This is a genomic window from Paenibacillus periandrae (assembly GCF_022458865.1).
In the GTDB taxonomy this organism is placed as follows: Bacteria; Bacillota; Bacilli; order Paenibacillales; family NBRC-103111; genus Paenibacillus_S; species Paenibacillus_S periandrae.
In genome coordinates, this window is the sequence record NZ_JAJNMU010000004.1 from 368,923 (window position 1) to 393,795 (window position 24,873).

Annotated in this window: 19 protein-coding genes; 1 reads left to right on the top strand and 18 read right to left on the bottom strand. The window is 44.1% G+C overall.

Annotated features, from left to right (window positions below; translation table 11 throughout):
• Positions 1-7 precede the first annotated feature (7 nt).
• The 3 genes from nikC to nikA are packed head-to-tail and all read right to left on the bottom strand — an operon-like array spanning position 8 to position 3,447.
• Entirely contained in the window at positions 8-841 is an 834-nt protein-coding gene (nikC, locus tag LRL21_RS08750; RefSeq protein ID WP_240415391.1) for a nickel ABC transporter permease subunit NikC, read from the bottom strand.
• The gene (gene nikB, locus LRL21_RS08755) at positions 838-1,782 is read right to left on the bottom strand and encodes a nickel ABC transporter permease subunit NikB (RefSeq protein WP_240415392.1); all 945 of its coding nucleotides are present in this window, start codon (positions 1,780-1,782) and stop codon (positions 838-840) included. Before nikB ends, nikC begins: the two co-directional genes overlap by 4 nt.
• 24 nt (positions 1,783-1,806) lie before the next feature.
• Positions 1,807-3,447 (bottom strand): nickel ABC transporter substrate-binding protein, encoded by a 1,641-nt coding sequence (gene nikA, locus LRL21_RS08760; protein ID WP_240415393.1) that lies wholly within the window; start codon positions 3,445-3,447, stop codon positions 1,807-1,809.
• A 191-nt stretch (positions 3,448-3,638) separates the two neighbouring features.
• On the opposite strand from nikA, the gene LRL21_RS08765 reads away from it, so the two are divergent.
• Entirely contained in the window at positions 3,639-5,297 is a 1,659-nt protein-coding gene (locus LRL21_RS08765) for a helix-turn-helix domain-containing protein (protein ID WP_240415394.1), read from the top strand.
• Between the two features lie 122 nt (positions 5,298-5,419).
• Here LRL21_RS08765 and LRL21_RS08770 read toward each other — a convergent pair whose 3' ends face one another.
• The 15 genes from LRL21_RS08770 to LRL21_RS08840 all read right to left on the bottom strand — a co-directional run bounded on the left by LRL21_RS08770 (position 5,420) and on the right by LRL21_RS08840 (position 24,482).
• Positions 5,420-6,913 carry a M56 family metallopeptidase gene (locus LRL21_RS08770; protein WP_240415395.1) on the bottom strand — a complete coding sequence of 498 codons (1,494 nt, stop codon included), beginning with the start codon at positions 6,911-6,913 and terminating at the stop codon, positions 5,420-5,422.
• Entirely contained in the window at positions 6,910-7,290 is a 381-nt protein-coding gene (locus LRL21_RS08775; RefSeq protein ID WP_240415396.1) for a BlaI/MecI/CopY family transcriptional regulator, read from the bottom strand. Before LRL21_RS08775 ends, LRL21_RS08770 begins: the two co-directional genes overlap by 4 nt.
• Positions 7,291-7,567: 277 nt before the next feature.
• Entirely contained in the window at positions 7,568-9,859 is a 2,292-nt protein-coding gene (locus LRL21_RS08780; protein ID WP_240415397.1) for a helix-turn-helix domain-containing protein, read from the bottom strand.
• A 151-nt stretch (positions 9,860-10,010) separates the two neighbouring features.
• Positions 10,011-11,519, bottom strand: a complete 1,509-nt coding sequence (locus LRL21_RS08785; RefSeq protein ID WP_240415398.1) for an extracellular solute-binding protein — start codon at positions 11,517-11,519, stop codon at positions 10,011-10,013.
• Between the two features lie 62 nt (positions 11,520-11,581).
• A complete protein-coding gene (locus LRL21_RS08790; protein WP_240415399.1) occupies positions 11,582-12,463 on the bottom strand; it encodes a carbohydrate ABC transporter permease in 882 nt (293 codons plus the stop codon).
• 36 nt (positions 12,464-12,499) lie between these two features.
• Positions 12,500-13,447, bottom strand: coding sequence for an ABC transporter permease (locus LRL21_RS08795; RefSeq protein ID WP_240415400.1), 948 nt, complete (start codon positions 13,445-13,447; stop codon positions 12,500-12,502).
• 358 nt (positions 13,448-13,805) lie between these two features.
• The gene (locus tag LRL21_RS08800) at positions 13,806-15,149 is read right to left on the bottom strand and encodes an FAD-dependent oxidoreductase (protein ID WP_240415401.1); all 1,344 of its coding nucleotides are present in this window, start codon (positions 15,147-15,149) and stop codon (positions 13,806-13,808) included.
• 11 nt (positions 15,150-15,160) lie between these two features.
• Positions 15,161-16,000 (bottom strand): carbohydrate ABC transporter permease, encoded by an 840-nt coding sequence (locus LRL21_RS08805; protein WP_240415453.1) that lies wholly within the window; start codon positions 15,998-16,000, stop codon positions 15,161-15,163.
• Between the two features lie 7 nt (positions 16,001-16,007).
• The gene (locus LRL21_RS08810; protein ID WP_240415402.1) at positions 16,008-16,925 is read right to left on the bottom strand and encodes a carbohydrate ABC transporter permease; all 918 of its coding nucleotides are present in this window, start codon (positions 16,923-16,925) and stop codon (positions 16,008-16,010) included.
• A gap of 12 nt (positions 16,926-16,937) precedes the next feature.
• Complete coding sequence (locus LRL21_RS08815) at positions 16,938-17,624, bottom strand: hypothetical protein (RefSeq protein WP_240415403.1); 687 nt, start codon at positions 17,622-17,624, stop codon at positions 16,938-16,940.
• 62 nt (positions 17,625-17,686) lie between these two features.
• Entirely contained in the window at positions 17,687-18,994 is a 1,308-nt protein-coding gene (locus tag LRL21_RS08820) for an ABC transporter substrate-binding protein (RefSeq protein WP_240415404.1), read from the bottom strand.
• Between the two features lie 110 nt (positions 18,995-19,104).
• Positions 19,105-19,884: a response regulator transcription factor gene (locus LRL21_RS08825; RefSeq protein WP_240415405.1), complete on the bottom strand. Its 780-nt coding sequence runs from the start codon at positions 19,882-19,884 to the stop codon at positions 19,105-19,107.
• Positions 19,877-21,703, bottom strand: coding sequence for a sensor histidine kinase (locus tag LRL21_RS08830; protein WP_240415406.1), 1,827 nt, complete (start codon positions 21,701-21,703; stop codon positions 19,877-19,879). Before LRL21_RS08830 ends, LRL21_RS08825 begins: the two co-directional genes overlap by 8 nt.
• 238 nt (positions 21,704-21,941) lie before the next feature.
• Complete coding sequence (locus LRL21_RS08835) at positions 21,942-23,120, bottom strand: glycoside hydrolase 5 family protein (protein ID WP_240415407.1); 1,179 nt, start codon at positions 23,118-23,120, stop codon at positions 21,942-21,944.
• Between the two features lie 42 nt (positions 23,121-23,162).
• The gene (locus LRL21_RS08840) at positions 23,163-24,482 is read right to left on the bottom strand and encodes a multi antimicrobial extrusion protein MatE (protein WP_240415408.1); all 1,320 of its coding nucleotides are present in this window, start codon (positions 24,480-24,482) and stop codon (positions 23,163-23,165) included.
• Positions 24,483-24,873: the final 391 nt, after the last annotated feature.

Genomic DNA, 24,873 nt, shown 5'->3' on the forward strand with positions numbered 1-24,873 from the left:
TTCCTGTTCAAAAATGTTTTTTTACCCCAAAATGACTGGATAAAGCTTCTCCCAGCAAATTGAAATTAATAACAACAAGCAAAATAAGCAGTCCTGGATACAGCATTAATTCGGGATGGCTGCGAATAAAGGCTTTGCCTTCATGAATCATGGCTCCCCACTCGGGTGTAGGTGCTTGAATGCCCAGACCGAGAAAGGATAGAGCAGAAATATCCATAATCGCCCAGCCCATTTCCAGAGTGCCGATGACGATAATGGGTGGCAGTACATTTGGAATTATATGTAATCTGATAATCTTCCATGAAGAGGAGCCGCTAATCCGCGCAGCGGTTATAAATTGCCGTTCTCTCAAGCTGACAACGAGTCCGCGAAACATTCGCGCATAATATACCCATTGCACAAACAGGAGGGCTAGCACGACTTGCATAATTCCAGGACCAAAGATACCAACAATCCCCAATACGAGCACAAGATTTGGAAAAGCCATAACCCCATCGCAAAACCGCATGACAGCATAATCGATCCAGCCGCCTCTGTAGCCTGCCGCCGTTCCAACGAGAAGCCCCATTCCTAATGAAGCCATAAAGACCATGGAAACAAGACCCAACGATATTCGGGCCCCAAACAGGAGACGAGATAAATTGTCGCGTCCCAAGTGATCGGTTCCTAATAAATAGTCGGATGAAGGCGGCTGCAGCTTAAGCTCCAGATTGACCTTAACTGGATCATGCGGCGAGATCCATGGCGCTAGAATCGTAATAAGAAAGCAAAGCAGCAGTACAGAGGAGCATACCGCAATTGTCTTCCTTCCTTTGAAGGTATTGTGAATGGCTGCAATCAATGAACGCTTCTTCCCTTCAACGAAATTCTCGGGTCCATATACATTTGCACCAAGTCAACGAGCAGATTGCTTATAAGGAACAGACAGGCTGCGAGAACTACGTAGCATTGAATAACGGGAATGTCCCGATTAAAAATGGCCTCTACGAAATAACGTCCAAATCCGGGCCATGAAAACAGCTGCTCTACGATAATCGTTCCTGTCAGCAATTTGCCTAAATTCATGCCAAGACCGGTAATGACGGGAGAAATTGCAATTTTCATAACATGCTTCAAAATAATCGTTTTTTCCTTCATTCCCCTCGTCCGCGCGTACAGCACATAAGATTCCTGCAATTGCTCCAATATGCTTTCCCGCAGCAGTCGAGTATAGATGGCGATGAGTCCCAAAGACAACGTTAAGGAAGGAAGAACGAGATGCTTCCAAGTGCCGATTCCATCTACAGGCAGCCAATCCAGCTGAACAGAGAAGAAGAAAATCAACAAATACCCAAGCCAAAACTGCGGGATCGAGGCGCCGAAATACGAAAGCAATCTGCTGAAATAGTCCACCCAGCTATTTTTATAAATCGCCGATCCATACCCAAGCAGGACGCTGACCACAATCGTGAAGCACATACTGCTTAGGGCAAGCTGCAGCGTAGCGGGCAAGCGAAGCCTTACCTCTTGCCAGACAGGTTTACCCGAAAGATACGAGGTGCCAAAATCAAGCTGGGCTATACGTGCTACAGTATGTCCATATTGTACTAGCAGCGGCATATCCAGCCCCATCTCATGCCGTTTCTCGGATAGCAGCTCTTCGGTTGGTTTAATATGTGCTGCTGAAAAATAAGCCTCCGCCGGATCGACCGGCGAAAGATGAATGAGTATAAACGTGATGAGTGTCGCAAAAAGAACCATAGGGATGATTGCCAGAAATCGCTTCCCGATATAGCTGCTCATATAATGGAAGGGACCTCCTGTTCGTTACGGTTTGATTGTAATTCCATCAAAGGGATGATCCCAACGGCTTGCCGGAAATTTAAAGTTTTTGATTTTTTTCTGGTAAACCACCGTTTGTTTAATATAAGAAATAGGCAGGATAACCGACTGCTCATGCAATGTTTTCAAAATAGACGTGTACAGCTCCTGGCGTTTGGTCTCATCCGTTGAAGCCAGTGCCGCATGAATTTGCTGATCCAGCTCTGCCTTCATCGGGATACGGCTGTGGGCTTCGGAAATGCCGAAGTTCGGCTCGCTTACAGAATTGATTAACGAGTGCGGATCATAAGGTACACCATAATTGAACCAGAAGTGGATGTCGAATTGGCCCTCTCTCAACCGTTTGGGTATAACGGCTAACTCAACGCTTGAGAGGTTCAGCTTAACCCCAATTTCTCCCCATTGAGACTGAATGGTTTCTGCCATCGTTTTTTGAATGAGATCGCCCTTATCATACATTAACTCTAATTCCAGCCTTTGTCCGTCCTTTTCCCTTACGGTTTGGCCCGCCTTCAGCTTCCAACCGGCTTCTTCCAGATAGGCCTTAGCTTTATCAACATTATAGTTGATCGGCTGGGCGTTGATATTGGAGTAAGGATAGTTTTTGGACAAAATGTTGTCTGCCTTTTCCTCTACATCTCCGGTTATCCCCTTCACCATGGCTGCTTTGTTGAAGCCGTGCTGAAGAGCAAGCCGCACCCGGTGGTCTGCCAGCTTTTCATTTAATGTATTTAGCAGCAGGCTTCTTGTACCTACAGGCTCGGATAATTCGGTTTCATATTTGCCCGAAGCTTTCAATTGCTGGAAGGCATCCATGCTAATGGCCCCTTCGCCAAAAATCAGATCCAGCTCGCCCTTCTCAAAAGCCAGCACTCGCGTTTCACCGTCAGGTATGATTTTAACGGTTATCTTGTCAATTTTGGGAACATCTCCCCAATAATTCGGATTTCTGGTGAATACCGCATACTGATCCTGCTTATAATCGGCAAGCAGCCAAGGTCCAGTACCTATTGGTTTCTTTATGTCTTTGGTAGTGTTCCCATCATCCGGGAATCCAGCTTCTGCAAGAAAACGGAAAGGCCGCACGATCGCCAAATCCTGCAAGGTCGGATAGTAGGGGTCAGTCAAAGTTATTTTAAACGTATGCTCGTCCACAGCTTCCGTTTGTTTAAGCACCTTTACTAATCCGACCCAGCTATGAACGCTTTTGTTTACCATGATCGCATCGAAATTCTTTTTTACAAGAAAAGCGTTAAAGGATGATCCATCTGAGAACTTGACATCTTTGCGAAGCTTGAAGGTGTATTCTTTGCCATCAGCTGAAATGGTCCATGACTCAGCCAAATAGGGCTTAAGCTGACCGCCCTCTTTATAGCTGACCAGTGGCTCGTACAGCATTGATTGGGCAAATAATTGCGATGGGTAATAAACATGAGGATTCAAGGGTCCTATATCTCTCAGCCACGCAACGGTGATCGCTTTATTCGTTTGGGCTGTATCGCTTGTTACCATTTCCTTAGTGTCGGTCGAAGCAGCGTTTTGCTGTGTGCATCCTATTACCAGCATAAGCAAGGCTAGTAGCATGGCTATCTTAGGGACGAATGTGTTTCCTTTTATTCTGAACATTTAAGTAGGTACCCCTTTTTATATTGAGAATGATTATTATCATCAATAATACTAAGAATTCTCTTCGATAATAACAATAGAGAAATGTCTGATTTTTTTTTGGACAAAATGAAGAGCGCAGCTAATTTCTTGATAGGCTATTTATATTCCGATATACTATTATAATCATAATGATTAAAAGGGGTCCGCTGATGAATGACTATCCATTGTTAGAACCAGATGAACCATCGGCTTCCCCGTTACTTCCTTATTTGTACGTTCCTGTGAAAGTTCATATAGTAGATTCAGCACTCAATTCATCCGCCAAGTCTTTACAGCGGTCGGGCCATCGCATCGTGGCCTTTGTCCAGAGCGAAGGCAAGCTTCATCTAGAGGGCCATTCCATCCATGTCGATAAAGGAGTGTGCCTTCTGCTCGCACCAGATGCGAAAGCAGAAATTGAATTAAGCGGAAATGGTGATTATTTGGATGCGGTGTACGTCATTTCATTCGATGCCTACCGTTTGGGAGAGCAGCAACCAGCTAATGAGATCGGATTAAAGCTGCCTTATGAGACGAAGATCGATGTGACCTCCATGTCCCGTTTTGTTGATTTGCTGGAACAAATGGCAGAGGTGGCTTCAACCGATCAAAGCCATCAAGAAGTCGAGAAGCTCAAGCAGCAAATTCGCCTGCAAGAGCTGCTTGTTATGCTTATGGACAATGTCACAGCTTCGAATTCCGCATCAGATGCGGCACTGGCTGTAGAGCGCACCGTAGCCTATATGGCTCAGCACTACCGGGAGGAAATTACCGTTGAGCAGCTATCCAGAATGTCCGGCGTAGCCCGCTGGCAATATAGCGCTTTATTTCAGTCTTTGACAGGCAAGAAGCCTCTCGATTATTTGACAGAGCTGCGAATGAATCGGGCGAAGGAACTATTGCTGCTGACCGACGATCCTTTGCGGGAAATTTCCCGCAGGGTCGGTTATAAGGATGAATATTATTTTGCACGCAGGTTCCGCCATACGATGGGCCTGACGCCGAAGCAATATGCGAGGACTAGAAGCTATAATCAATCGGTAAGTGACCAGGGCGCTAATCCCTTTTCAAGAGTAGTTGCGGTTGGTTATGTACTTGGAGATTTGCTTGCTCTGGGCATCAGACCCGTTGGTGCGGATATGACCGTTATCGGCAAGAAGGTTGTTTATCGCAATGAACTGCACAACATTTCAGATATCGGCTTATTGGGGGAACCAGGCAAAATAAAGGCGCTGAACCCGGATTTAATATTGTATAGCAGCTTTCGACAGGATGAAATGGAGGATCTGTCCAAAATTGCCCCTACCGTCTCTATTGATAGAAATGAACCGACTTATTCTCGAATTATCCAAGTAGCAAAGCTATTCGGCAAGCAAAACCTCGCTCAGCAGTGGATTGAGAGCCATAAGCGGAAATCTGAGGAAATGTGGAAGCATCTTGCTGCCCATAAAGGAACAAAGGAAACGGCTGCAATTTTCGTCTTTGCGGAAGGTAGATTATTTGTGATGGGGATGAAAGGAATTGCATTGACACTCTATCACCCAATGGCGTTTGAGCCTGCTGACAAGGTGAAGAAGATGATCGAATCCGGAATTCCCTTTTATGCTGTTGAATTAGAGCAAATAAGCGAGTATGATGCTGACCGTTTGTTTCTATTAGTGGATGAGAGTGAGCGTTCCAAAAAAGAAGCAATGCGTGTAATGAATAGCACTTACTGGAATTCATTTGACAGTCAACACGTTTATGTGACGGAAGCCAAATGGAATTTCGACGATCCTATTACAATGGACAGGCTTCTCCCGGCATTACCGCGCATTTTTCGCATGTAACCATCCATATTCAACTCCACCAGATCGGCCCCATCTCCTGAATAAACGTCCTTACATAACAAGGACTTTGTTGGCGATGCCTTAAGCTGCCCGTTAGCGAAGCGGACAGTCGGTGCCGACGCTTACCTTTTCGAGAATGTGAATGCGACTTGACCTGACATATCAACAGACCCAGATGTAAAGTTGGCATAATAAGCTTCTGCCTTCAAAGGATTGAGAGTAGAGACAGTCCAAGTTGTATAAGCGGGGATCTTCACAATACTACCAGGTACCACAGTTCCAGTAGGAGAACCCTTTGTTATTGTAAATATAAGATGGCCACTGGCCGCATTTTGGATCCATATCGTGCAGTATTCATTGCCTCTGCTATTTCTAATGAGATGCGTTTGCGAATTATTGGCTAAAATGGCATCTGCTTGTTCAGGAAATGAACGGCTATCACTTACAATTCTTTCGAAAACCAAGTCACCTTTGCGAATTGTGGTACCAACCTCACCTTCGAGAATAATAGACTTATCGGGTACATAGGCACCTGCAGGACTAGCAGCGGATTTTGGCTCATCGCCCATTTTAAGAGATTCATTATGACTTCCGATATAGGCTAAAGCCGTACTTATGAAGGCAACAGAAAGCAATATTGCGACAGTAAAGACACGAACGGATTGCTTGCCCTTATAGTGTTTGCTTCTCATAATCATACTAATTCTCCTCTCCAGATAGTCTCGCTTGCCGCTGAAGGCGGAATACAACTCATCTTTTTGGTTGACAGCATTCCATAGTACATGAAGTAATAATTCGCAATATCTTTTTCTTTCAGCATCATTCATGTATGGAACAATTTTCTCATCACAGGACAGTTCACAATAGCGATCTATGTCCCGTCTAGCCCAATAAACGAATGGATTAAACCAATGAGTTGCGTTAATGAAAACCATTAGGCATTTTAGTACAATGTCATAACGCTTATAGTGGGTCAGCTCGTGAAGAAAAATTTGGCGATATTGTTCTGGTGTAAACTCCATATTGGCAGCCAATACGATTCGTGGTTTAAAAATCCCATACAGGAACGGTGTACTGATATAGGGTGATAAATAGACCTGAATTTCTTGTTTAACCCCCATGGTTTGTCTGCATGTCGCAAGTTCCCCCATGATCAGAGGATCATCGGTCCATTCACATATTTTGAACATACGACGATGAAACCTTATATTCTGATACACGATAACTACAATAAAAGCAAAGGCTCCGGCTATAAACACATAGGGTAAAAGACTAATGGAAAACGAAACAGCGCTGTTTGTTCCAACAAGTGGAGCATAGCTTTCTTCTTGCAAGCTCTGAGAAGTAATATAATTTTGAATCACGGAACGAACCGGAGTGGCGACAGTGGTTGTCTCTAAGCCATGGTGAGCAATTTGCTTAAAATCCTCATTCGCATAGGCGTACAGCTTGTAATACGGAATGAGAAAAAAGGTGCTGAGCAGGACATGGGAATAATAGATCCAGGAAGCGGTAAAATGCTTCTGTGTCACTTTGATGAAAAATTTAAAAACCAAATATAGTGCCGTAGCAACGGTGGACATGAGGAGTAAAGAGAAACATAATTCCACCATCATCTTTCGGACTGCGCTTTCAGCCTTTTCATCAAGTCTTCAATATCTTCCTTCGTTAAATCCTCACTGTCGCAAAGCGCACTAATTAATCCAGAGACAGAACCGCGATGAACCTCTTTAATAAATTGCTTGGTTTCTATATTCAGATACCCCTGTTCGGTGATACAAGGTTCATAATGATTCGCTTTTCCTATCCGAGTGGCTGTAATCATGTTTTTGTCCATCAGCCGGGCTAAAAACGTAAGGACTGTACTTTGCTTCCATGCCTTATCTTCCGGTAGTTTACTGATAATCTCCGATGTTGTAACAGGTCGCCCGGTTGCCCATATGATGTCCATGATCTGTTTCTCAGCATCAGACATGCGTAGCCATTTTGTCATGCGAATCCTCCTCTACATCATGTAGTTCTATGTTAATCTACACTATGTAGATATAAGTTGTCAACCTATTTTAAGTTAACTTTAATAGGCAACAAAAAACCGGATGTAGCAATCAAACCCCTTCTGCAGCTTTAACCTGTAAATGCCTGCTTCTCGGCAGCACTGGTGGGGCCCGACGGACAAACGTCAAAACTACCATACTTGCAGACAGTGCAGCTGGCCGGATACCTTACATACGCTATCGGATAACTGCACTGGTTTTTGTTCAGATAGAGTACTAGCCTTCCTCCCGGTATTGTCCCGGAGTCATACCTACAGTTTTCCGAAAAGAGCGAATAAAATTGGCGGAGTTATTGTATCTCAACCGCTCTGCGACTTCAGAAATTTTCATGTCGGTTGCCTTCAGCCACTTCTTCGCTGTTTCCATTCGATATTGAGTCAAGTATTCACCGAAATTAATGCCAGTCTCTTGACGGAATACCCGACTTACATAATGAGGATGGTAATTAATGCGTGAAGCGCACCCTTCAAGCGTTAGCTCCGAGTCGAATTCTCTATGAATTATATCAATGATAGCTTCCGAAATATGCTTAAACTGAGATTCCCTTCTCCTGCCAAGCTCAAGTATGAATGGCGCTACGAACGTGGTCCAAAACCATTGTTCAATCTCCTCAATGGATCTGAGATTAAATAAGGTTTGAATTAATGTAGCCTCGTCTTGATTAATAAGACCTGTCGGAATTGAAAATTCCTGACCAAATCGAATAATATCCACCAATAACCGAAGTAAGGATAACTGATAGTCCTGATGCTGTATGCGATGCTGAAACAGCTCCCCCATAAATTCCTTTAAGGACCGTTCGGATTGCTCCAGATTGCCTGTCCGCATAGCATCAAAAAGCGATTGCTCGCGCTCCTGCGGAAATAAATATAAATTGCTTCTTTGCGGCTGAACGTCTTCGATAAATAGTATCGACTCCTGTCCGAGCCCAACTCTGTACTTCAATGCTGTTACGGCTTCGTGAAATGCCTGCGGCGTTTCGGACATCGTAGTAAAAGGGCGGCTGATCCCCATACTTACCTTAATTTTCAAGTATTGTACAATTGCTTTTTGAATCGTGTCGGAGAGCGAAAAAATTTGCTCTTTGAAATCGGCATCACTTTCCTGCGATCCGATTATCGTGACTTGGCAGTCTGCGGTTACAATAGGTACAAGCCTTTGCTCGGCGGGGATCAATTCACCGACGATATTGTTAATGGCAAACATGAGCAGGTCCCGATCCGTCTCTTCAAATCTGGTATCTTTAAGCGTGTCAATTTGCACAGCAAGAACGGACATGACAGGCCAATGACGCTTAAAACCGTACAAACTCAATTTTGCCTTGAATTCGTCAGACTTGATAGTGCCATTAAACAATTTTTGCATAAAAAATTCCTTAAGCTGAACTTGCTGACCCTTCAGCTCATTCATCAGCAGGGATTGATTCTGAATTAAATAATCGACGCGTTCGCCAATGAACTGAAGTTCGCCTCTCTTGTTTTCGGTAGAAGCCGCAAAGGGTTCTCTTGTAAGAGCCGTATAGATGGATTGAATGGGGCTATACATTTTTTTCGACCCTAACCATGCGAGGATCAGTGTGACCAGCAGAATGCCCACGCTGACTAATAGGGTAAGCCAGCCGATAATTTTGTTGTGTTCATTGATTTCCTCAATTGAAGCGATAGAGACATATTTCCAACCGTTGTATAAGGACTTCCGGTAAGTAACGGTAACTTCTTTACCCTCCTTGGAGGTTCTGTATTGCCCATTGGCATCATCGGTTTCCACAATGGGTTTTAAGTAAGCTTCGCCGGACAAGTCATTCCCCAGCATCGCACGATCATGGTGTCCAATGATGTTGAAATTTTGATCCAGGAGAAACGTGCTGCCTGTCTTTCCGTTATGCAACGTAACAAGCTCTTTAATCGTATCCGGCAAAAGCTCAACGCTTATTATTCCTTTCGGGTTAATGGCGTTAAAGGGAAATTTTTTTACAAAATAAATAGAATGTATCGAGCCTTGGGAATCTGCGCTATTATAAGCAATGTCCTTATTCATGCCGCTTGTCCAGAAAGAGCCTCCCGCAAGCCGGGAAAATGCTTCCATCTGAGATCTAGCACCTGGGACGCTGTATTCATTAACCCCGCTACCATTAACAATCCAGTTTTGGGATAAGCTGTATAGAAATACATCCTTGGTACCGAGCTCATAGGTTTGAATTAGTGAGATTCCTTTGAACAGCTCGCGTACTAATTCGAAATCCTTACTGGAAATCTCATTATCAAAGGCAGATGTGACAACTGGTGATTGCAGCAGCTGCGTAGCGGAAGCGTCTATCGTCTTAAGAATTTGCTCAACTCGCATTTGGGTTTGCTGCAGCAGCTGCTTATTGCTTTCGTTTACTTTTTCTTGTACCGTCTGGGATGAGTTTAAGTAAGCAAAGGTGCCGAGTACAACAACGGGTACGGTTCCGATCAGGACAGAAAATAACATAAGCTTGATTAAGTATGAGGGGGATCGAAGTTTCATAATGCCTCCATGTATTGGTTCCTTGAGTATACTTAAAAACGCTATATTATACCACACTATTAGTGAGTGCGTGTTCAAAGATGGCGTTCCAACCTCTTTTAGGAACATGAAAAGGAAGAAGGAAGAGTCTTATGACCCTTCCCGGTAAACCCTACTTTTTTGCTTGTTTCGCATGCTCGGCGTTTATTTCTTCAATGACTTTATTACCGCCACTTTGCTGCCACTTCTCAAGCGCTTGCTTCCAACCAGCTTCGTCTATTGAACCCATGATGTATTTTACTACGGCATCATCGATAATTTTGGAAATCTCTTTACCCTTCTCTACTTCGGTATTGGAGATATACGGAGCGGCAGGATTCGCAAGGGCAATAGTCGCATTGTCTTGAAAGAGCTTATAGCTGAGCTTTTCAAGATCATTGCCGTAGCTTATAACTTCATTTTGCATAACCATAAATTGGTTGCCGTCCAGAATTTCCGTTTTCAATTTGGGATCGGTGCTTTGCTTATAATTTCCATTTTCTACGGTGTACTGCTTGCCTTCGAAGCCATATTTCATCAGGTTCTGAATTTCTTTACCCGATACTTTATCGAAATATTCAAGGATTTGCTTGAATTCCGCTTCTGTCTTCACACTCGTTTTTGGAATCATGTACATTCCCAGATAGCCGGCTCCCGCGCGGGTTTGCTCACCTTTTGGACCCGAGATGCGATTAATCAGATTAATTTGGGCTTTCGGCTCAATTTTCTTAATATTATCATCGATCCCTTTACCGTCGAACATATTATCGATCCAAACACCTGCTTGACCCTTATTTATCACTTGCCTGCCGTCTTTCACGATAGCAAAGTCTTGATTGATGATTTTTTCGTCATACAGTTTTTTGTAAAAATTCAGCGTATCCAGGTAAGCAGGGGTCATATGGGCCGGAGACAGCTTACCATCTTTCAACTCCCATTCATTTGGACCACCCATATAAACAAGAATATCTTTGAAACCTGCTATGGTGTTGCCCTGCATCCCAACGGCAAGCCCGATCGTATCTGATTTGCCATTCTTATCCGGATCACCCGTCGTAAAGGCTTTCAGCACATTGTAGAACTCATCCATATTCTTCGGCGTCTTTAATCCCAAATTATCGAGCCAATCCTGACGAATCATCAGACCGAAACGAGCGAGATCCCGTTCACGGTAAACGCCATAGATTTTGCCGTCTATGGATATGTTTTTAAGCACGATATCGGACATTTTGCTCAAATTCGGATAGCTTTTCAGATAGGGACCCACTTCCCAAAACATACCCGAACGGGCGGCGTTTACAATAAACGAGGCTTTCGGCTCCAACGCAACGAACGTCTTGGGCAGCTCTCCGGATGCAACCGTAGCGCTTAATTTATCCGTGTAAGATGACGAAGGCACCCATGAAACTGTAATTTTGGTGTTTGTCTTTTCTTCAAGCTGCTTCAAGACCGAGCTGTCTGTCGGCATTTGTTCGGGATTGTAGGTAGGTAACATCATAGTAAGATTAAGCGGTCCCTGCTGCCCGGCAGCTTTTGGATCTCCTTGAGGATCCTTCCCGCCGCATGCCGTAACGGCTAAAGCTACTATCGTAAGCAAAACGGCGGCCTTTATTCTGGGTTTCTTCTTGTGACTACTATTCATTTTAATATCCTCCTAGTGTTTTGTTTCAGTAAAACGATCCTTATAACCAGTAATTATATCTTCTATCCTTTGACTGAACCAAGTAAAACTCCCTTGGCAAAGTGCTTTTGCAAAAATGGATATACAAGTAGAATCGGTAAGGTCGATACCACAATAACAGCCATTTTGACGGATTGCTCCGGGGGAGCGACATAAGTCGCATCCATCTGGGCCGAGTCACCGACTCCACCTGAGGATAAGATTACGATCTGTCTTAACAGCACTTGAATAGGCCACTTGGTATTGTCGTTGATATAGAGTACCGCATTGAAAAACGTGTTCCAATGTCCTACCGCATAAAATAATGAGAATGTCGCGATAGCAGGCAAGGATAGAGGCAATACGATCCGAAAAAAAATGCCTACGTCGTTACAGCCATCGATTTTCGCTGATTCCTCCAAACCATCCGGCAGCTGCTGAAAAAAGTTACGCATAATAATTAAGTTAAATGCGCTGATCGCGCCAGGAAGCAGTAAAGACCAATACGAGTTGATCATCCCAAGCTGCTTGATAACCAGAAACGTTGGAATCATCCCACCGCCAAACAGCATCGTAAACAGAACGAGCAGGATGATGGGTTTCTGGAAATCCATATCTTTCCGGGCAAGCGGATAAGCCATCAGACTCGTAAAGAAAATATTAATAAAAGTGCCTACAACCGTAATGTAAACGGTAACCCCCAAGCTCCTGACAAGAGTTTGCGTAGAAAAAATGTATTTGTATGCATCCAGCGTAAACTCTGTAGGAAACAGGATGAACCCTCGCAGCAGCAGTTCTTTCTGAGTGGCAAACGAGCCGGCGATTATGTAAATGAAAGGGGCAACGGTCATTATGGCAAAAAGGGTCAGCACCGTAGTGTTCAGGCTGTCATATATGCGACTCCCCCAGGTTGGTCTGTGAAGCATGGCGTTTAGACGCTCCTTTCTATCTAGTAACTCTCATTAGTAAATGCCTTCTTCTCCGAATTTTTTAGCCAAATAGTTGGAAGCTACTACAAGAATCAAGCCTACAACTGATTTAAACAAACCGACTGCTGTACTGAAGCTGTACTGCCCTTGACTAATACCGACGGCATACACATAAGTATCAAATACTTCGCCGATATCGCGATTCATCGCATTCAGCATCAGGAAGATTTGCTCGAAGCCAGTATCGAGGAAATGACCGAGCCGAAGGATTAACAGTATGATAATCGTGGTACGGATAGCGGGCAATGTGATGTGCACTAGCTGGCGAAACCGATTTGCTCCGTCCATGCGGGCAGCTTCATATAATTGCGGGTCCACTCCGGCCAGTGCGGCAAGGAATATTATCGTACCCCAGCCTGTTTCTTTCCAGATGACCTCGGCTGTAACTAACGTTCGGAACCAATCGGGACTCACCAGAAAATTGATTTTTTGTCCGCCAAATTGCACTAGCAGCTCATTAACAATCCCGTTTTCAGTAGTTAAGAAAATGTAAGCTATCCCGACAACAACAACCCAAGACATAAAATGCGGAATGTAAATCAGGGTCTGGAAAGTCCGCTTAAGGAACTCCTGTCTCAATTCATTCAACATGAGCGCAATAATAATGGGAAGCGGGAAGAAAAATACAATATTATAGAACGCTAAAATCAGAGTATTTCGGAAAAGTACGATAAAGTTGGAATCGTTAAAAAAACGCTCAAAGTGCTTGAGTCCGACAAAGGGGCTATCCCAAAAGCCAAGAAAAGGCTGATAGTCTTTGAATGCAATAAATATTCCGTACATAGGCCAGTACTTAAAAATCAAAAAGTACAGAAGACCAGGTAAGACCATGAAATAAAGCCAGCGGTTTCGCAGCAGTTTTTTCCATAGCATGGATGACTTCGAAGCTGCCGGGATACGCGCTTCCATACTCGTTTGCATATTGCCTTCTTCCTCTCATTTCTCATGACTGATGTAATGTTTACACACTCAATGACTGATGTACTGATTACAAGTTTCGTAGCCTTATCATAATGGTGATGCCCAATTGCCGTCCATAGTCTCTACTTGCTCACCTTGCAAAGCCCCTGCTTCAGAGGGGGAAACACGGTCTGATAGTCATTTGTTGCACATATTGTCACTGGTTGTTCTATGCTATCCGAACGGTAAAATATGAGGCTTGTTCGGGTTCTGTGAAACAAAAGGAATGAACCCAAAAAAACCGTCAGGGTAACTTTGAAGTTACCCTGACGGTTCGGTTTCTTTAATCGGCTCGACGATCGTTGCTATATTGGTGATTCTAGGTTAAGACAGCATGATTGTGCAGCAGCACCTTCTGCAGCTGAGTCACATCAACCCCAGCAGCCGTAGTACCCGCAGCGCTGGCTAAAGCAGCTGCTGTCCCTGCAGCTTGTCCAGTTGCCATGCAGCTCGGAGTCAATCTTGTTGTTGCCAATGCTTCATGGGTAGTTGACAGACAGCGGCCGGCTACGAGCAGATTATGCACCTGTTGTGGCACCAAGCAGCGATAAGGAATATCATAAGCGCCATCACCTCGGACCAAAGCCTCCGTAACGCCTTTGCCGGATGGATCGTGGATATCGATCGGATAACCGCTGCGCGCAATGACATCCTCGAAGCGTCTCCCTGTAACTACGTCATCCATACTAAGACGATATAACCCATCAATCCGTCGCGTCTCGCGCACACCGATCTGTGCAGCCACAGAGGAAATGGAAGCTTGGGAGAATCCGGGAACCGATTTTTGCAAAAACTCGGCCATCATCATCACCTGTCGAAGACCTTCCTCTTCGGCTAAAGTCAAGTCCTCGATGTCCGTACCATCCAGACCTTGGACACGGGTGCAGTTGACCAGAATTTCGTCAGGCTCCGGTCCGGCAAATAGCAGCACCTGATCCCGATTAATCGGCAGCTTGGCCGCATTCCATTGGGAGTAAAAGCCTTGAATGCCCGTTAACGGCAATTCATTCAGCTCATGAAACGGTGTTTTATGATAAAAGTTAGTTGGATTGTTGATCATCTCCTGGCGAATGACTTCGAGATCTACTCCGCGCATACGAAATTTCATCGTCATCGGCTGGGTCCGCTTATCGCCCTCACGCCCTGTTTGTGTAGGGGCTCCTGACAAATAAGCCATATCCGCATCCCCGGAGGTATCGACGAACATCTGACCAGAAACCTGAATAGGTCCTGATTTCCCTGAAAGCTGAACAGATTGGATCATATTATTATCCACTTGGACGCCATCCACAAAGCTATGCAGGAGCAGCTTCACCCCAGCCTCCTTCAGCATATCAATGGCAAGCAGCTTATAAATCTCCGGGTGATAGGGAGTCACAGTGTGGACAAAGCCGATCGTATCGCGTAAATGTCCAGGTGATCCACCGCGCTCAATCAACCGGTCGATGATTTCCTGAGCGATCCCTTTAATAACCTGCTGCCCGCTTTCCGTATGAAAGGTCATCCAAGGGTAAACCGAGGCGGCAGTTGACATCCCTCCAAGGAAGCCATACCGTTCTATCAGTATGGTGCTGGCTCCTTGTCTTCCGGCGGCTATAGCCGCATTAATTCCAGCGGGGCCTCCTCCGACAACCACAACATCCGCATGTAGCTTGCGAGTCATTATCCTCACTCCTATTCCTTTAATCCTGTCATCGCTACGCCTTCAATAAATTGCTTCTGCGCGAAGAAAAATACGATCAGCAGCGGCAAGGTCGCCATAGTTGAAGCACTCATCAAATGATGCCACGATGTGCCAGCTTCATCCGTAAACAGCGATAGCGCCAACGGCAGCGTCATAAGCTTACGGTCATTAATAAAAATGAGCGGTTCAAAAAAATCGTTCCAGCTCGTTAAAAAAGTAAAAATAGTTAAGGTCGCGATGGCCGGCCTGGCTAAGGGGACCATAATATTCCAATAAATACGGAACTGTGAGCATCCGTCGATCATAGCGGCTTCTTCCAGATCCTTGGGCATTCCAAGGAAAAATTGGCGCATGACGAAGACACCAAAGACACCGCCCGCCCCGAAGATCGGCAGTATAATTAGAGGAAGATGTGTATTGATGAAGCCGATATCCCGCATGAACAGAAACAAAGGAATAGCTGTAACTTCAGAAGGAACCATCATAGTGCTTAACAAGAGCAAGAAAATCAGATTTCTTCCAGCGAACGGAATTCGACCGATCGCATAACCGGCCAGAGAAGCAAAGAAAATCGTTCCAATGACAACCACGATGGCAATATACAAGCTGTTAAAATAAAACAGGTGAAACGGTATGAGATGAAGAACTTCCGTGTAATTTACCCAGCGGATCGGCGACGGTAAAAATACCGGAGGAAAAACGAAAATTTGCGACGGTTCCTTTAACGAGGTCGAGATCATCCAGATAAAAGGAAACAGCAGCAGAAGTGAGAATATCGTTAAAACGGCGTAATGAGCAGTAACACCCACTCTTCTGGAAGCCGTTTCCATTAGAGATCTAGTTTTCATGAAAAATCCACCTCTTCCTAAGCGTCCACTGAATCAAAGTGAATGCCATAATCAGAAAGAAAAGAATATAAGCCAAAGCTGAGGCATAACCGAATTCAAACAGCTTGAATGCTTTTTCCCAAATATAATACACCATCACCTTGGTACTGCTTCCGGGTCCACCCTGAGTCATGACATAAATCTGGCCAAACACCTTCATAGAACCAATGACCGTCATAATAATGGTGAGGAACAAGGTCGGCGTTATGAGTGGAATCGTAACTCGTATAAATTGAGTGAAGCGGTTGGCACCATCTATTTTTGCGGCTTCATACAGATGAACAGGCACCTGCTGCAGAGCTGCAATAAACAGGACCATGTTTAAGCCGACGTTTTTTAGCACGCTGGTAATGATGACAGCTGGCATCGCCAATTGAGGGTTATACAACCAAGCAGGACCCTCAATACCGATGAGCTGCAAAATCTGATTGATAAAGCCGGAGTCTGTAGCGAACATGTATTTCCAGACGATCGACCAGACGATTAACGAGGTCATAACAGGAACGAATATGGCCGTGCGGAACCAGCTGATGCCTGGCATGCTTTTGGCTAGCAGTACCGCGAAAAGTAGAGCAATAGCAATATTGAGCGGCACCAGCCCGGCTGCAAAATAAAAGGTGTTGCCGAGTACAACCCAAAAGTCGTGATCCGATAAAATGTTTACATAATTATCAAAACCGATAAACTTGGCTTCTCCAAGTAAGGGCCAATCCGTCAGGCTCATGTAAAAGGCTTGGAACAATGGAACCATCAATATGGCGGCAAACCCCAAAACCATAGGTGAAACAAAAATCCATCCTGTAATATTCGCTTCACGCTTCAATGGATTCATTGCTTTTTTCCTTCTTGCTGAAGGTGCGCTTTCCATAGGTATTCACTCCTAACTGTCGATCGCATTGCGAAAGTCGTGTATCGCCCGTCTTATTTCATCGGCGCTTTTGCCAATGACGACAGCGCCAAGCAGCAAGGCTCGAACTCCGCTATCCTTTAGAGCCGGAACATCTCCAGGCACCAATTTGCGCTGAGATGGAACGATTACAGGTAAACCAGCTGTTTGCACCAACCAACGATATCGAAGCAGATCAGCAAAGTTAAGGGGTGTCCCGTATTGCTCCGATGGAATAACGGAAGCTTCCAGCGCTTGGATCGGAAAAGCTTTGGCTGCTTCCAGCAGTCTGGCATCAAATGTATGATCAATAGCAAAGGTAGGAGCCAATTGTGGATAATGTAATAAGAACGTTGGCATATGCCAGGCATAAATCGAAAAGAAATCTATGCCGAGTGCGATCAGCTGCTCGATTTCCTGCGGACTAATGGCATCAAGCGAGCCACCAGGAACGATGCCTAAAGGTCCATTCAGCAAGGAACGAATTTGACCGAATGTCTCTGCATACTCCGATAAAGGCCCAAAGCTGTTTCCACTGGCGCGGTGATCTACATTGATATGTACCTTCAGTCCATCCGCCCCCTCCTCAATGGCCGCTTGCGCCAATGCCAAATCATTGGAAGGCAGGCTGACAAATAATTGAAGCTTAGGTTCATGCAACGCTTGGCGTAACCGATTCATAGTAACATCCCATCCTGTAGAGCTGCGGCCCATTATGGAATGAACCGCAGCTTACATCATTGTTATTTTTTGAGCAGCGGAGTAATTTTATCTTCCATCGTTTTCACAATTTGTTCTGGCTGTGCGGTTTGACCAAAGAGCTGATCAAAGCCACCCAATATCTCATTATCGATTTTTTGCCATTGAACATGTCCTGGCTGTACGACGGCTTTCTCCATCTCGTCAATGACAACTTGTTTAATGATGGACGGGTCGGGGCTGTCAGGCTGTTTAAGAAATGAATCCGAGTTCAGCACAGTTTTGCGTGGCGGCACGAAGAACGTGGAAGAAGTCTGAATGCCTTCCTGACTGGCAAAAAACTTCAGTAAATCCTTCACTTCTTTTTGATGCTTGCTTTCTTTAAACACAACGTAACCTGCTTGGCCCATCATAGGAACCGAGCCTTTGGAACCTGATGGCATTGGAGCAATACTCCATTTAAAATCCTTGATCGTACGGGCTTTGGACATATAGCTGTATCCATCGAAGAACATACCGATTTTTCCGGTTTCAAAATTGATTTGTTCTCCTGCTTTAGGATGGGATTGATCCACAAACATCATATTTTGAAGCATCTTGAACGTTTCTACACCATATTGGTCAGACCATGTAAATTTCGTCATATCTTTATTGAACGGGCCACTGCCGTTTGACCATGCGTAGGAAGCTAGCATAATCCATGTTTTCCAATCACGGAAGAAATTAGCGCCGTATACTTTGTTGGCTCCCGTACCGCTTGTGAGAGCTTTGGCAGACTTGGTAAACTCCTCCCACGTCCATTTCCCTTGCTTGGCCAGCTCGTTAGGAGACGTAAGTCCTGCTTTATCAAATAAATCCTGGTTATAAAACATCACGCTTGGAGGTGTTGAGAACGGCAGTCCATACAATTTCCCTTCCTTCGTAAACAAATTCAAGGTGGAAGGAATAAAATCGTTCAAATTGAAGGCGGCATCATTTTTGATATCTGACACATCGGCCAGAATGTCATTGGCCATGAACTGCGGTACCATCCGCTCGGATACCCAGGCAATGTCAGGCAGCTCTCGTCCGGCAGCGAGCACCGAAACCTTTTGCTGATAATCTGCGAACGGGATGGACTCCAGCGTTACTGTAATGTTGGGATTTTGCTTTTTGTAGGTTTCCAGCAGCTTGGCATACATATCCAGATGTGCCTGGTTCCCCCATGTCAAAAACTTCAATGTTACTGGTTTATTGCTCGCTGAATTACCGGCCGCATCACCGGATACGGCTGCTTCCTGCTTCGTACATGCGGTTGACACCATAACCATAGCTACAGCTAGAAGACCGCTTAACCATTTCTTTTTCTTCATACAATTCCCCCCTTAATAATAAGTAAACCTCTACAGCCCTCATTATACGGGTAGCCCTGCACCAAAAAAATCACGCGATATTCAGATTTGGTCCGTTATTTATATATATTTTACAAACCTTGATCCTCTCGATATGCGCCTGGAGACATGCCAACCTGCTGCTTGAATACAAGCATAAAATGTTTGGGACTCTGGTATCCCGATAGCCGTGCTACATCGTAAATTTTTAATTGGGTCGAGATCAGTAAATATTTGGCTCTCTCTATTCGGGTTTCCATAATGTAATCAGATAAGTTCATAGCGGTTTCCAGTTTAAATAATTGACTGAGATAAGCCGGATTTAAATGGACGTATTCAGCTAGAGCCTGCAGCCGCAAGTCGCCTTCCGGATGGCCCTGTATATATTCCTTGATTTTGCGAATAAGCCGTTTTCCGTCACCATTCTTGATTATGGTTTCATCTGGGGCTCCTTCTGTGTGAAGGACAGTCCGAGTCGGCTGCCCGCCGTGTTCTTGAAGCTCAAGAGTTTGATAAATACGTTCAAGTGCGGATACCAATGCCAACCGATTAATAGGCTTGAGCAAATATTCCGATACTCCGAAGCGCATCGCCTTCTGCGCGTACTCAAAATCACTATAGCCACTTATAATTAATAGCGGCATATGCGCGTAGCGCTCTCTCACTTTGGCAATGAGTGATAATCCATCCATTTCGCGCATTCGTATATCTGTAATGACCACATCCGGTATTTCAGCTTGCAAATAAGCTAATGCTTCTTTTCCGTGTGCGGCTTCTTTGACCACTTCAAATTTACTGGAAACTTTGGTTATGAGATTTTTAATACCTGTACGAATGATTTCTTCATCCTCAACCAGCATGATTTTATACATCTTCCTTCGTCCTTTCCGTTATCGGTATCGTAATGGTAAAAGAGATTCCCTGGTCAGGACTTCCATCAAACTGAAGCTCATAAGATGCGCCAAACATTAATAAAAGACGCTGGTATATATTTCGCAAGGCTACACCTTGCTTCTGAACATTATCGTCAGGCAAGGAGGATCTTAGAGACGATCTCAATTGTTCGATTTCCTGTTCGGTCATCCCGATTCCATCATCTCGAACCGTCAGCAGCAAATCATCCGCGAATCGAACGGCAGAGATCCATATCGTGCCGCCTTGAGGCCTGTCCCCAACACCATGAAAAATGGAATTTTCAACGAGCGGCTGCAATAACAGCTTAGGGACCAGTGCGTTCTCAAGATCAGGCTCAATATCAAAAATAAATTGCAGTCTATTACCATAGCGCAGCTGCTGGATTTTTGCATAGGAGCCTACAGAAGCCAGTTCTTCCTTTAGCAGCACCAGCCTGTCGTAGGGATCAACCGAATATCGCATCAATTGACCCAGTGTGGAGATCATGTCGGATACCTCGTAATTTTCCCGTTCGAGCGCTTTCATATTGATCGATTCGAGCGTGTTATAAATAAAGTGAGGGTTGATCTGGCTCTGCAGCGCCGCTAATTCGGCTTCCTTCTCCCTTAGTCCTATCACATAGACTTCTTTGACCAAGTGATTGATTTCCTCGGCCATTCGGTTAAAGCCCTTGCTCAGCTGTCCAATCTCATCCTGTGTGACGACCGGCACGCTTTGATCAAACTGGCCCATTTCAACCAGCTGCATTTTGCGTTTAAGCTGTATTAAGGGGCTGCTTAGGTTATAAGAGAAAATAAAGGCCAGAATACCTGTGGCAACAACAAAAATAACGGCTATGATGATTGTGAAGTTGCGTAAATTTTTGGTTTCTAGCAGCAAGGAATCCACCGGAATAAAGTCGATCACCTTAAGCCCGGAATAATCAGAATAATCAACAATGGCTATAAAGGGCCTTCCGCCCAGAACCAGATTCTTGACCTTATTTTCATTGGATGGTTTCGTAGATCGGATAGCAGCAGCTAGTCGAGGTTCTAGTGTAGGGCTGCTTTCTTCAAACAAAAACTCATTACGGTCATTCACAACAAGTATGCTGCCCTTATCCTCAAACTTGACATTGGACAATATTTGCCTGAATACATCCAGCTTTAAATCTATTTTGATCATACCGATTACATTATTGGTATCAGGCTCGCGAATCATACGGGCTACGGAAAACACTTGCGCGGAGTTTTGGGTATAATAGCTTGGTTGATGCTGGGGGATAATGACCCAGGCACCGTCCGCTATCTGCGCTCTTCGATACCAATCCTCCTGCCTCACATCCACGTAAAAATTCATCAGTGCGGAGTCTACATTGGTAAATATAAAACCGTTATCGGCAATAATCTGAATGCCTCTCACTTCGGATCGATTGTAGGCTGAGCCCGAGATATACAGGAACATTTTTTCCATTTCGGCAAGCGAAGGTCGGGTTTGGGCATATTCGGCCTGGCTGTATTTATGCAAAATCGTTAACACTTGTGTATCGTATAGTGGCATCAGAGAGAGTCGCTGCATTTCCATTAGCGTCCGGTCCAGGTTGCGGTTAATTTGCCCGACAATTTGTGTTGAATAGTCAGCGGACCTTCTTTGGACAGAAGCTGAAAATTCATAATAGGTGAGGATTCCCTGCAAGCTCAGAGGAATAACCAGAATCAGTATGAAGATCAATAATATTTTGGAGCGCAGACCTAACTGGGAATATAAGGAAAATGAAGGGTTTCTTCTGTGATTCATAGCGCACTCTCCTGTAAATTATCTAACTATAAGCAACCTGCTCTGGGATGGATGTTGTTCTATGGTAACAGATTTATACGTTATTTGTTAATTAACTTTTGCAAAAATTTATTCCCTGATGGTCTGTTACATACAAATAGAACCTGCCACCTTGGCAGGTTCATTAATACTTGGCATTGCCACCAAACAATCTATGCATTCCTTGCTCGTATTCCGAAACTTATTACTTTTCCTCAGTTTATTCCTTATGTTTAGAATCAGTAATGGGTACAGCTTTGAGATGCTCTGTATTAATATTGTTAAAATAAGGTGTAATTGTCTGGCTAGCATTGTGTTGACTATCTGACCATGCCCATGGCATATATCCTGCATAACCATGACTATGTACGCGTTCGGCTAATGATTGATGATTTTTGGGTACGGTGGATCCACTATACTCCGTGGAAGGATCAGACATCACCTCACCTATCAGTATGGGTTTATCCAAACCCAATGATTGTGCATCCGTTGTGGAAGGATCAAAATATGGGGTGTACCAGTCATACCAATGAAAGTCATAAAAATCGAGGCCTAGTCCTGTCCAAAAGGAATACTGCTTACCACTCCATTTTGCGGATGCACTACCTACACTAACGGGTTGTTTGGCACCAAGCAAATGGATTTGGTTCACGTTACGCTCAACGAAACTTCTTAACTGGTCTAAAGTAAAGACTCTACGTGCATCATGGTTAGGATCTCCCCCATCGTTGGCACGTATAATCCATTCTGGTTCATTGATGATATCCCATCCCATTACTCCCGTATTATCTTTTAACGCTTCTATAATTGGAATCAACGCGTTATTTATATATGAAGTTTGAACGTCAGGATTATCAATGATATCATCATGGGTTTGAGAATTATAATTTAAGGCAAGATCATAGCTGAGTAGGCACCAGTAGATTTTAATACCTTGTTTGTTCGCATAATTGGTAGCAGCAACCATATGCTCTATCCAATGATCAGGTAGACCTGTTACTGTACTGCCTCTTTCTGTTCCAGACCACAAAGGCGCTTTATCAAGTCCAGCAAAAACCCACCAACGTAACGACTTTACTCCTTTGGACTGCATCGTATTGATATCTGATTGAATTTTATCCCAATTCTTGGTCCAGTTTGAGTCTGAAAAATCATATCCAAATCCGTTTGTATTTGACCATGCATAGTTTATTCCTAAAGCCCAACTAGCCTTTTTTTCCAGAGTTATGTCTGTGTTGATGTCTGATGGTTTCTTTTGTGCAGAGTCAGCTTCATTTTTTGTAGTCATAGGGATTGCATCTTTGTATCCGCTATTAGATTTTGTAAAAGGATTATCATTGCATCCACCCAGAAGAACCATAATTAGAATCAGCAAAATTAGAGACAAATGATATTTCATTTGAATACTTATTAACCTCCTCCTCCTCCTCCTCGCTTCCTCCTAATTCCCTATTGAGTAAGTCGAAGGCTGACGTAGTCTATACAGCGAAAGCACCAGCACACCAAGTTCGGCAGCACTTCCAATGGACTGGGCCAATGCACCAATCGCTCCATTCCAGTCTGGAACGAGCCAAATGCCAATCAGGAGTACAACTAAAGTCATAACTATATTGGAACCCTGGGAGTACACCATAATACCGGTTTGGCTGCGCAGCATGACAATTCCGTTGCAAAAGTCGACCCAAGGAAAAATAAGCGAGAACAGTACAAATATGTTTAGCGCTTGTGCGGTAGCTGTCAGCAGATCACCGTTAATTCCAACGAGATGCTGTAATACCCAATGTCCAAGCGGGGTGAATCCCAACAAGCAAAGGAAAAACCCTGGCATAATCCCAAAGATGATTCCAAACCTAAAAACAAGGTGAGGTGCTTTTTTGTAATAATTCAGAACGATCTGATGCATATACGTCTGAAAGCTTGTCGCAAGCCAAGTAATACTGAATGCGATAGTGTAAGAGGCAATGGCTAATTCCATATTAACCGTTTTGCCCAGCAGCACATTAATCGCAGGAGTGACACTAACGGCAAGAAAAACGGATATAAGCATCGGCCGATAAAATCGAAAAACACCCCGAACATCCCGTGATTCGCCATCATCCGAAAAAGCGGGCAGCTTGTTTACAAGCATACGCCCCTCCGCATAACTCACTGCCGCTTCTACAATCATACCCGCCAAAAAAATAAAAGCACCCGTCCTGCCGCTAATTAAATGCGGATTGCTGATAAATAATAAAGATAATCCGTACATTACGGATAATCGGATAATCATGGCAATCGTTAGCCACTTGGTACGCATTTTGGAAATGATGATTCCTTGGTAAATACATCTAAGCACAGAAAAAATAGTGACGAATACCAAAACCCTATAGGTACCGAGAATATCCGTTTGAAGCTCCTCAGAGGCCCCGAATACATATCCGAACAACCAGGCTCCTGCAGGAGTGTATGCAACAATGGAAGAAATCAATAGAATAAAAATAATCAGGAATAAACAAACAATTAAAAGCGATTTAAACGTCCGTTTGTCTTTTACCAGCACGGTACACGTTTGCCTCATTAAGACAGCTGCTTCTTCTGTCAAACCAAAAATGCTGAAAGCCATCGCATAACCTGTTATCACGATTTCAGGATTTATGATCGCATGAGCTAGCGTACTATTAATTATGACATGAGAAACCGATATCAGTAATGCGGAAAAACCCAATGGCAAAAAAAACGCAATCATTGCCCTAAAACGGATAGTTTGGTCTAGTTGAGCCATACCGCAATTAACCTCCATGTCCATGCTGTTCTGACAACGACATTATCATGAATTTCCAAAAGTTGCAAAGGAAATTACAGAATCCAATATGACTTATGTCATAATAATTAGAAAATATTGGTAATATATGATCGAAATACAGCTTTCCTGATGAAATTCTTCATCTTGGTAAGCATATTGGATTCATTTATAATAAGAATAGTCAGATAATTTAAATGGTATTATCGTCCCGAGATAATTTCTCCTTTGAATGTAACGAGTATAAAGACTGAGGATTTGGCAGATTTTTCTGGTGAAAAATAGATAATTCAAAAGTAAATGGAGTCTACGATACATGGAACACTTTGGATGATGCATTGGTATGTGCAAGAGGCATATCCAAAATGTTCAC

What these genes read in the sequence shown, in the direction of transcription:
- nikB (WP_240415392.1), bottom strand. Translation starts at nt 1,782, where the DNA reads ATGAGCAGCTATATCGGGAAGCGATTTCTGGCAATCATCCCTATGGTT.
- nikA (WP_240415393.1), bottom strand. Translation starts at nt 3,447, where the DNA reads ATGTTCAGAATAAAAGGAAACACATTCGTCCCTAAGATAGCCATGCTA.
- LRL21_RS08765 (WP_240415394.1), top strand. Translation starts at nt 3,639, where the DNA reads ATGAATGACTATCCATTGTTAGAACCAGATGAACCATCGGCTTCCCCG.
- LRL21_RS08770 (WP_240415395.1), bottom strand. Translation starts at nt 6,913, where the DNA reads ATGATGGTGGAATTATGTTTCTCTTTACTCCTCATGTCCACCGTTGCT.
- LRL21_RS08775 (WP_240415396.1), bottom strand. Translation starts at nt 7,290, where the DNA reads ATGACAAAATGGCTACGCATGTCTGATGCTGAGAAACAGATCATGGAC.
- LRL21_RS08780 (WP_240415397.1), bottom strand. Translation starts at nt 9,859, where the DNA reads ATGAAACTTCGATCCCCCTCATACTTAATCAAGCTTATGTTATTTTCT.
- LRL21_RS08785 (WP_240415398.1), bottom strand. Translation starts at nt 11,519, where the DNA reads ATGAATAGTAGTCACAAGAAGAAACCCAGAATAAAGGCCGCCGTTTTG.
- LRL21_RS08790 (WP_240415399.1), bottom strand. Translation starts at nt 12,463, where the DNA reads ATGCTTCACAGACCAACCTGGGGGAGTCGCATATATGACAGCCTGAAC.
- LRL21_RS08795 (WP_240415400.1), bottom strand. Translation starts at nt 13,447, where the DNA reads ATGCAAACGAGTATGGAAGCGCGTATCCCGGCAGCTTCGAAGTCATCC.
- LRL21_RS08800 (WP_240415401.1), bottom strand. Translation starts at nt 15,149, where the DNA reads ATGACTCGCAAGCTACATGCGGATGTTGTGGTTGTCGGAGGAGGCCCC.
- LRL21_RS08805 (WP_240415453.1), bottom strand. Translation starts at nt 16,000, where the DNA reads ATGGAAACGGCTTCCAGAAGAGTGGGTGTTACTGCTCATTACGCCGTT.
- LRL21_RS08810 (WP_240415402.1), bottom strand. Translation starts at nt 16,925, where the DNA reads ATGGAAAGCGCACCTTCAGCAAGAAGGAAAAAAGCAATGAATCCATTG.
- LRL21_RS08815 (WP_240415403.1), bottom strand. Translation starts at nt 17,624, where the DNA reads ATGAATCGGTTACGCCAAGCGTTGCATGAACCTAAGCTTCAATTATTT.
- LRL21_RS08820 (WP_240415404.1), bottom strand. Translation starts at nt 18,994, where the DNA reads ATGAAGAAAAAGAAATGGTTAAGCGGTCTTCTAGCTGTAGCTATGGTT.
- LRL21_RS08825 (WP_240415405.1), bottom strand. Translation starts at nt 19,884, where the DNA reads ATGTATAAAATCATGCTGGTTGAGGATGAAGAAATCATTCGTACAGGT.
- LRL21_RS08830 (WP_240415406.1), bottom strand. Translation starts at nt 21,703, where the DNA reads ATGAATCACAGAAGAAACCCTTCATTTTCCTTATATTCCCAGTTAGGT.
- LRL21_RS08835 (WP_240415407.1), bottom strand. Translation starts at nt 23,120, where the DNA reads ATGAAATATCATTTGTCTCTAATTTTGCTGATTCTAATTATGGTTCTT.
- LRL21_RS08840 (WP_240415408.1), bottom strand. Translation starts at nt 24,482, where the DNA reads ATGGCTCAACTAGACCAAACTATCCGTTTTAGGGCAATGATTGCGTTT.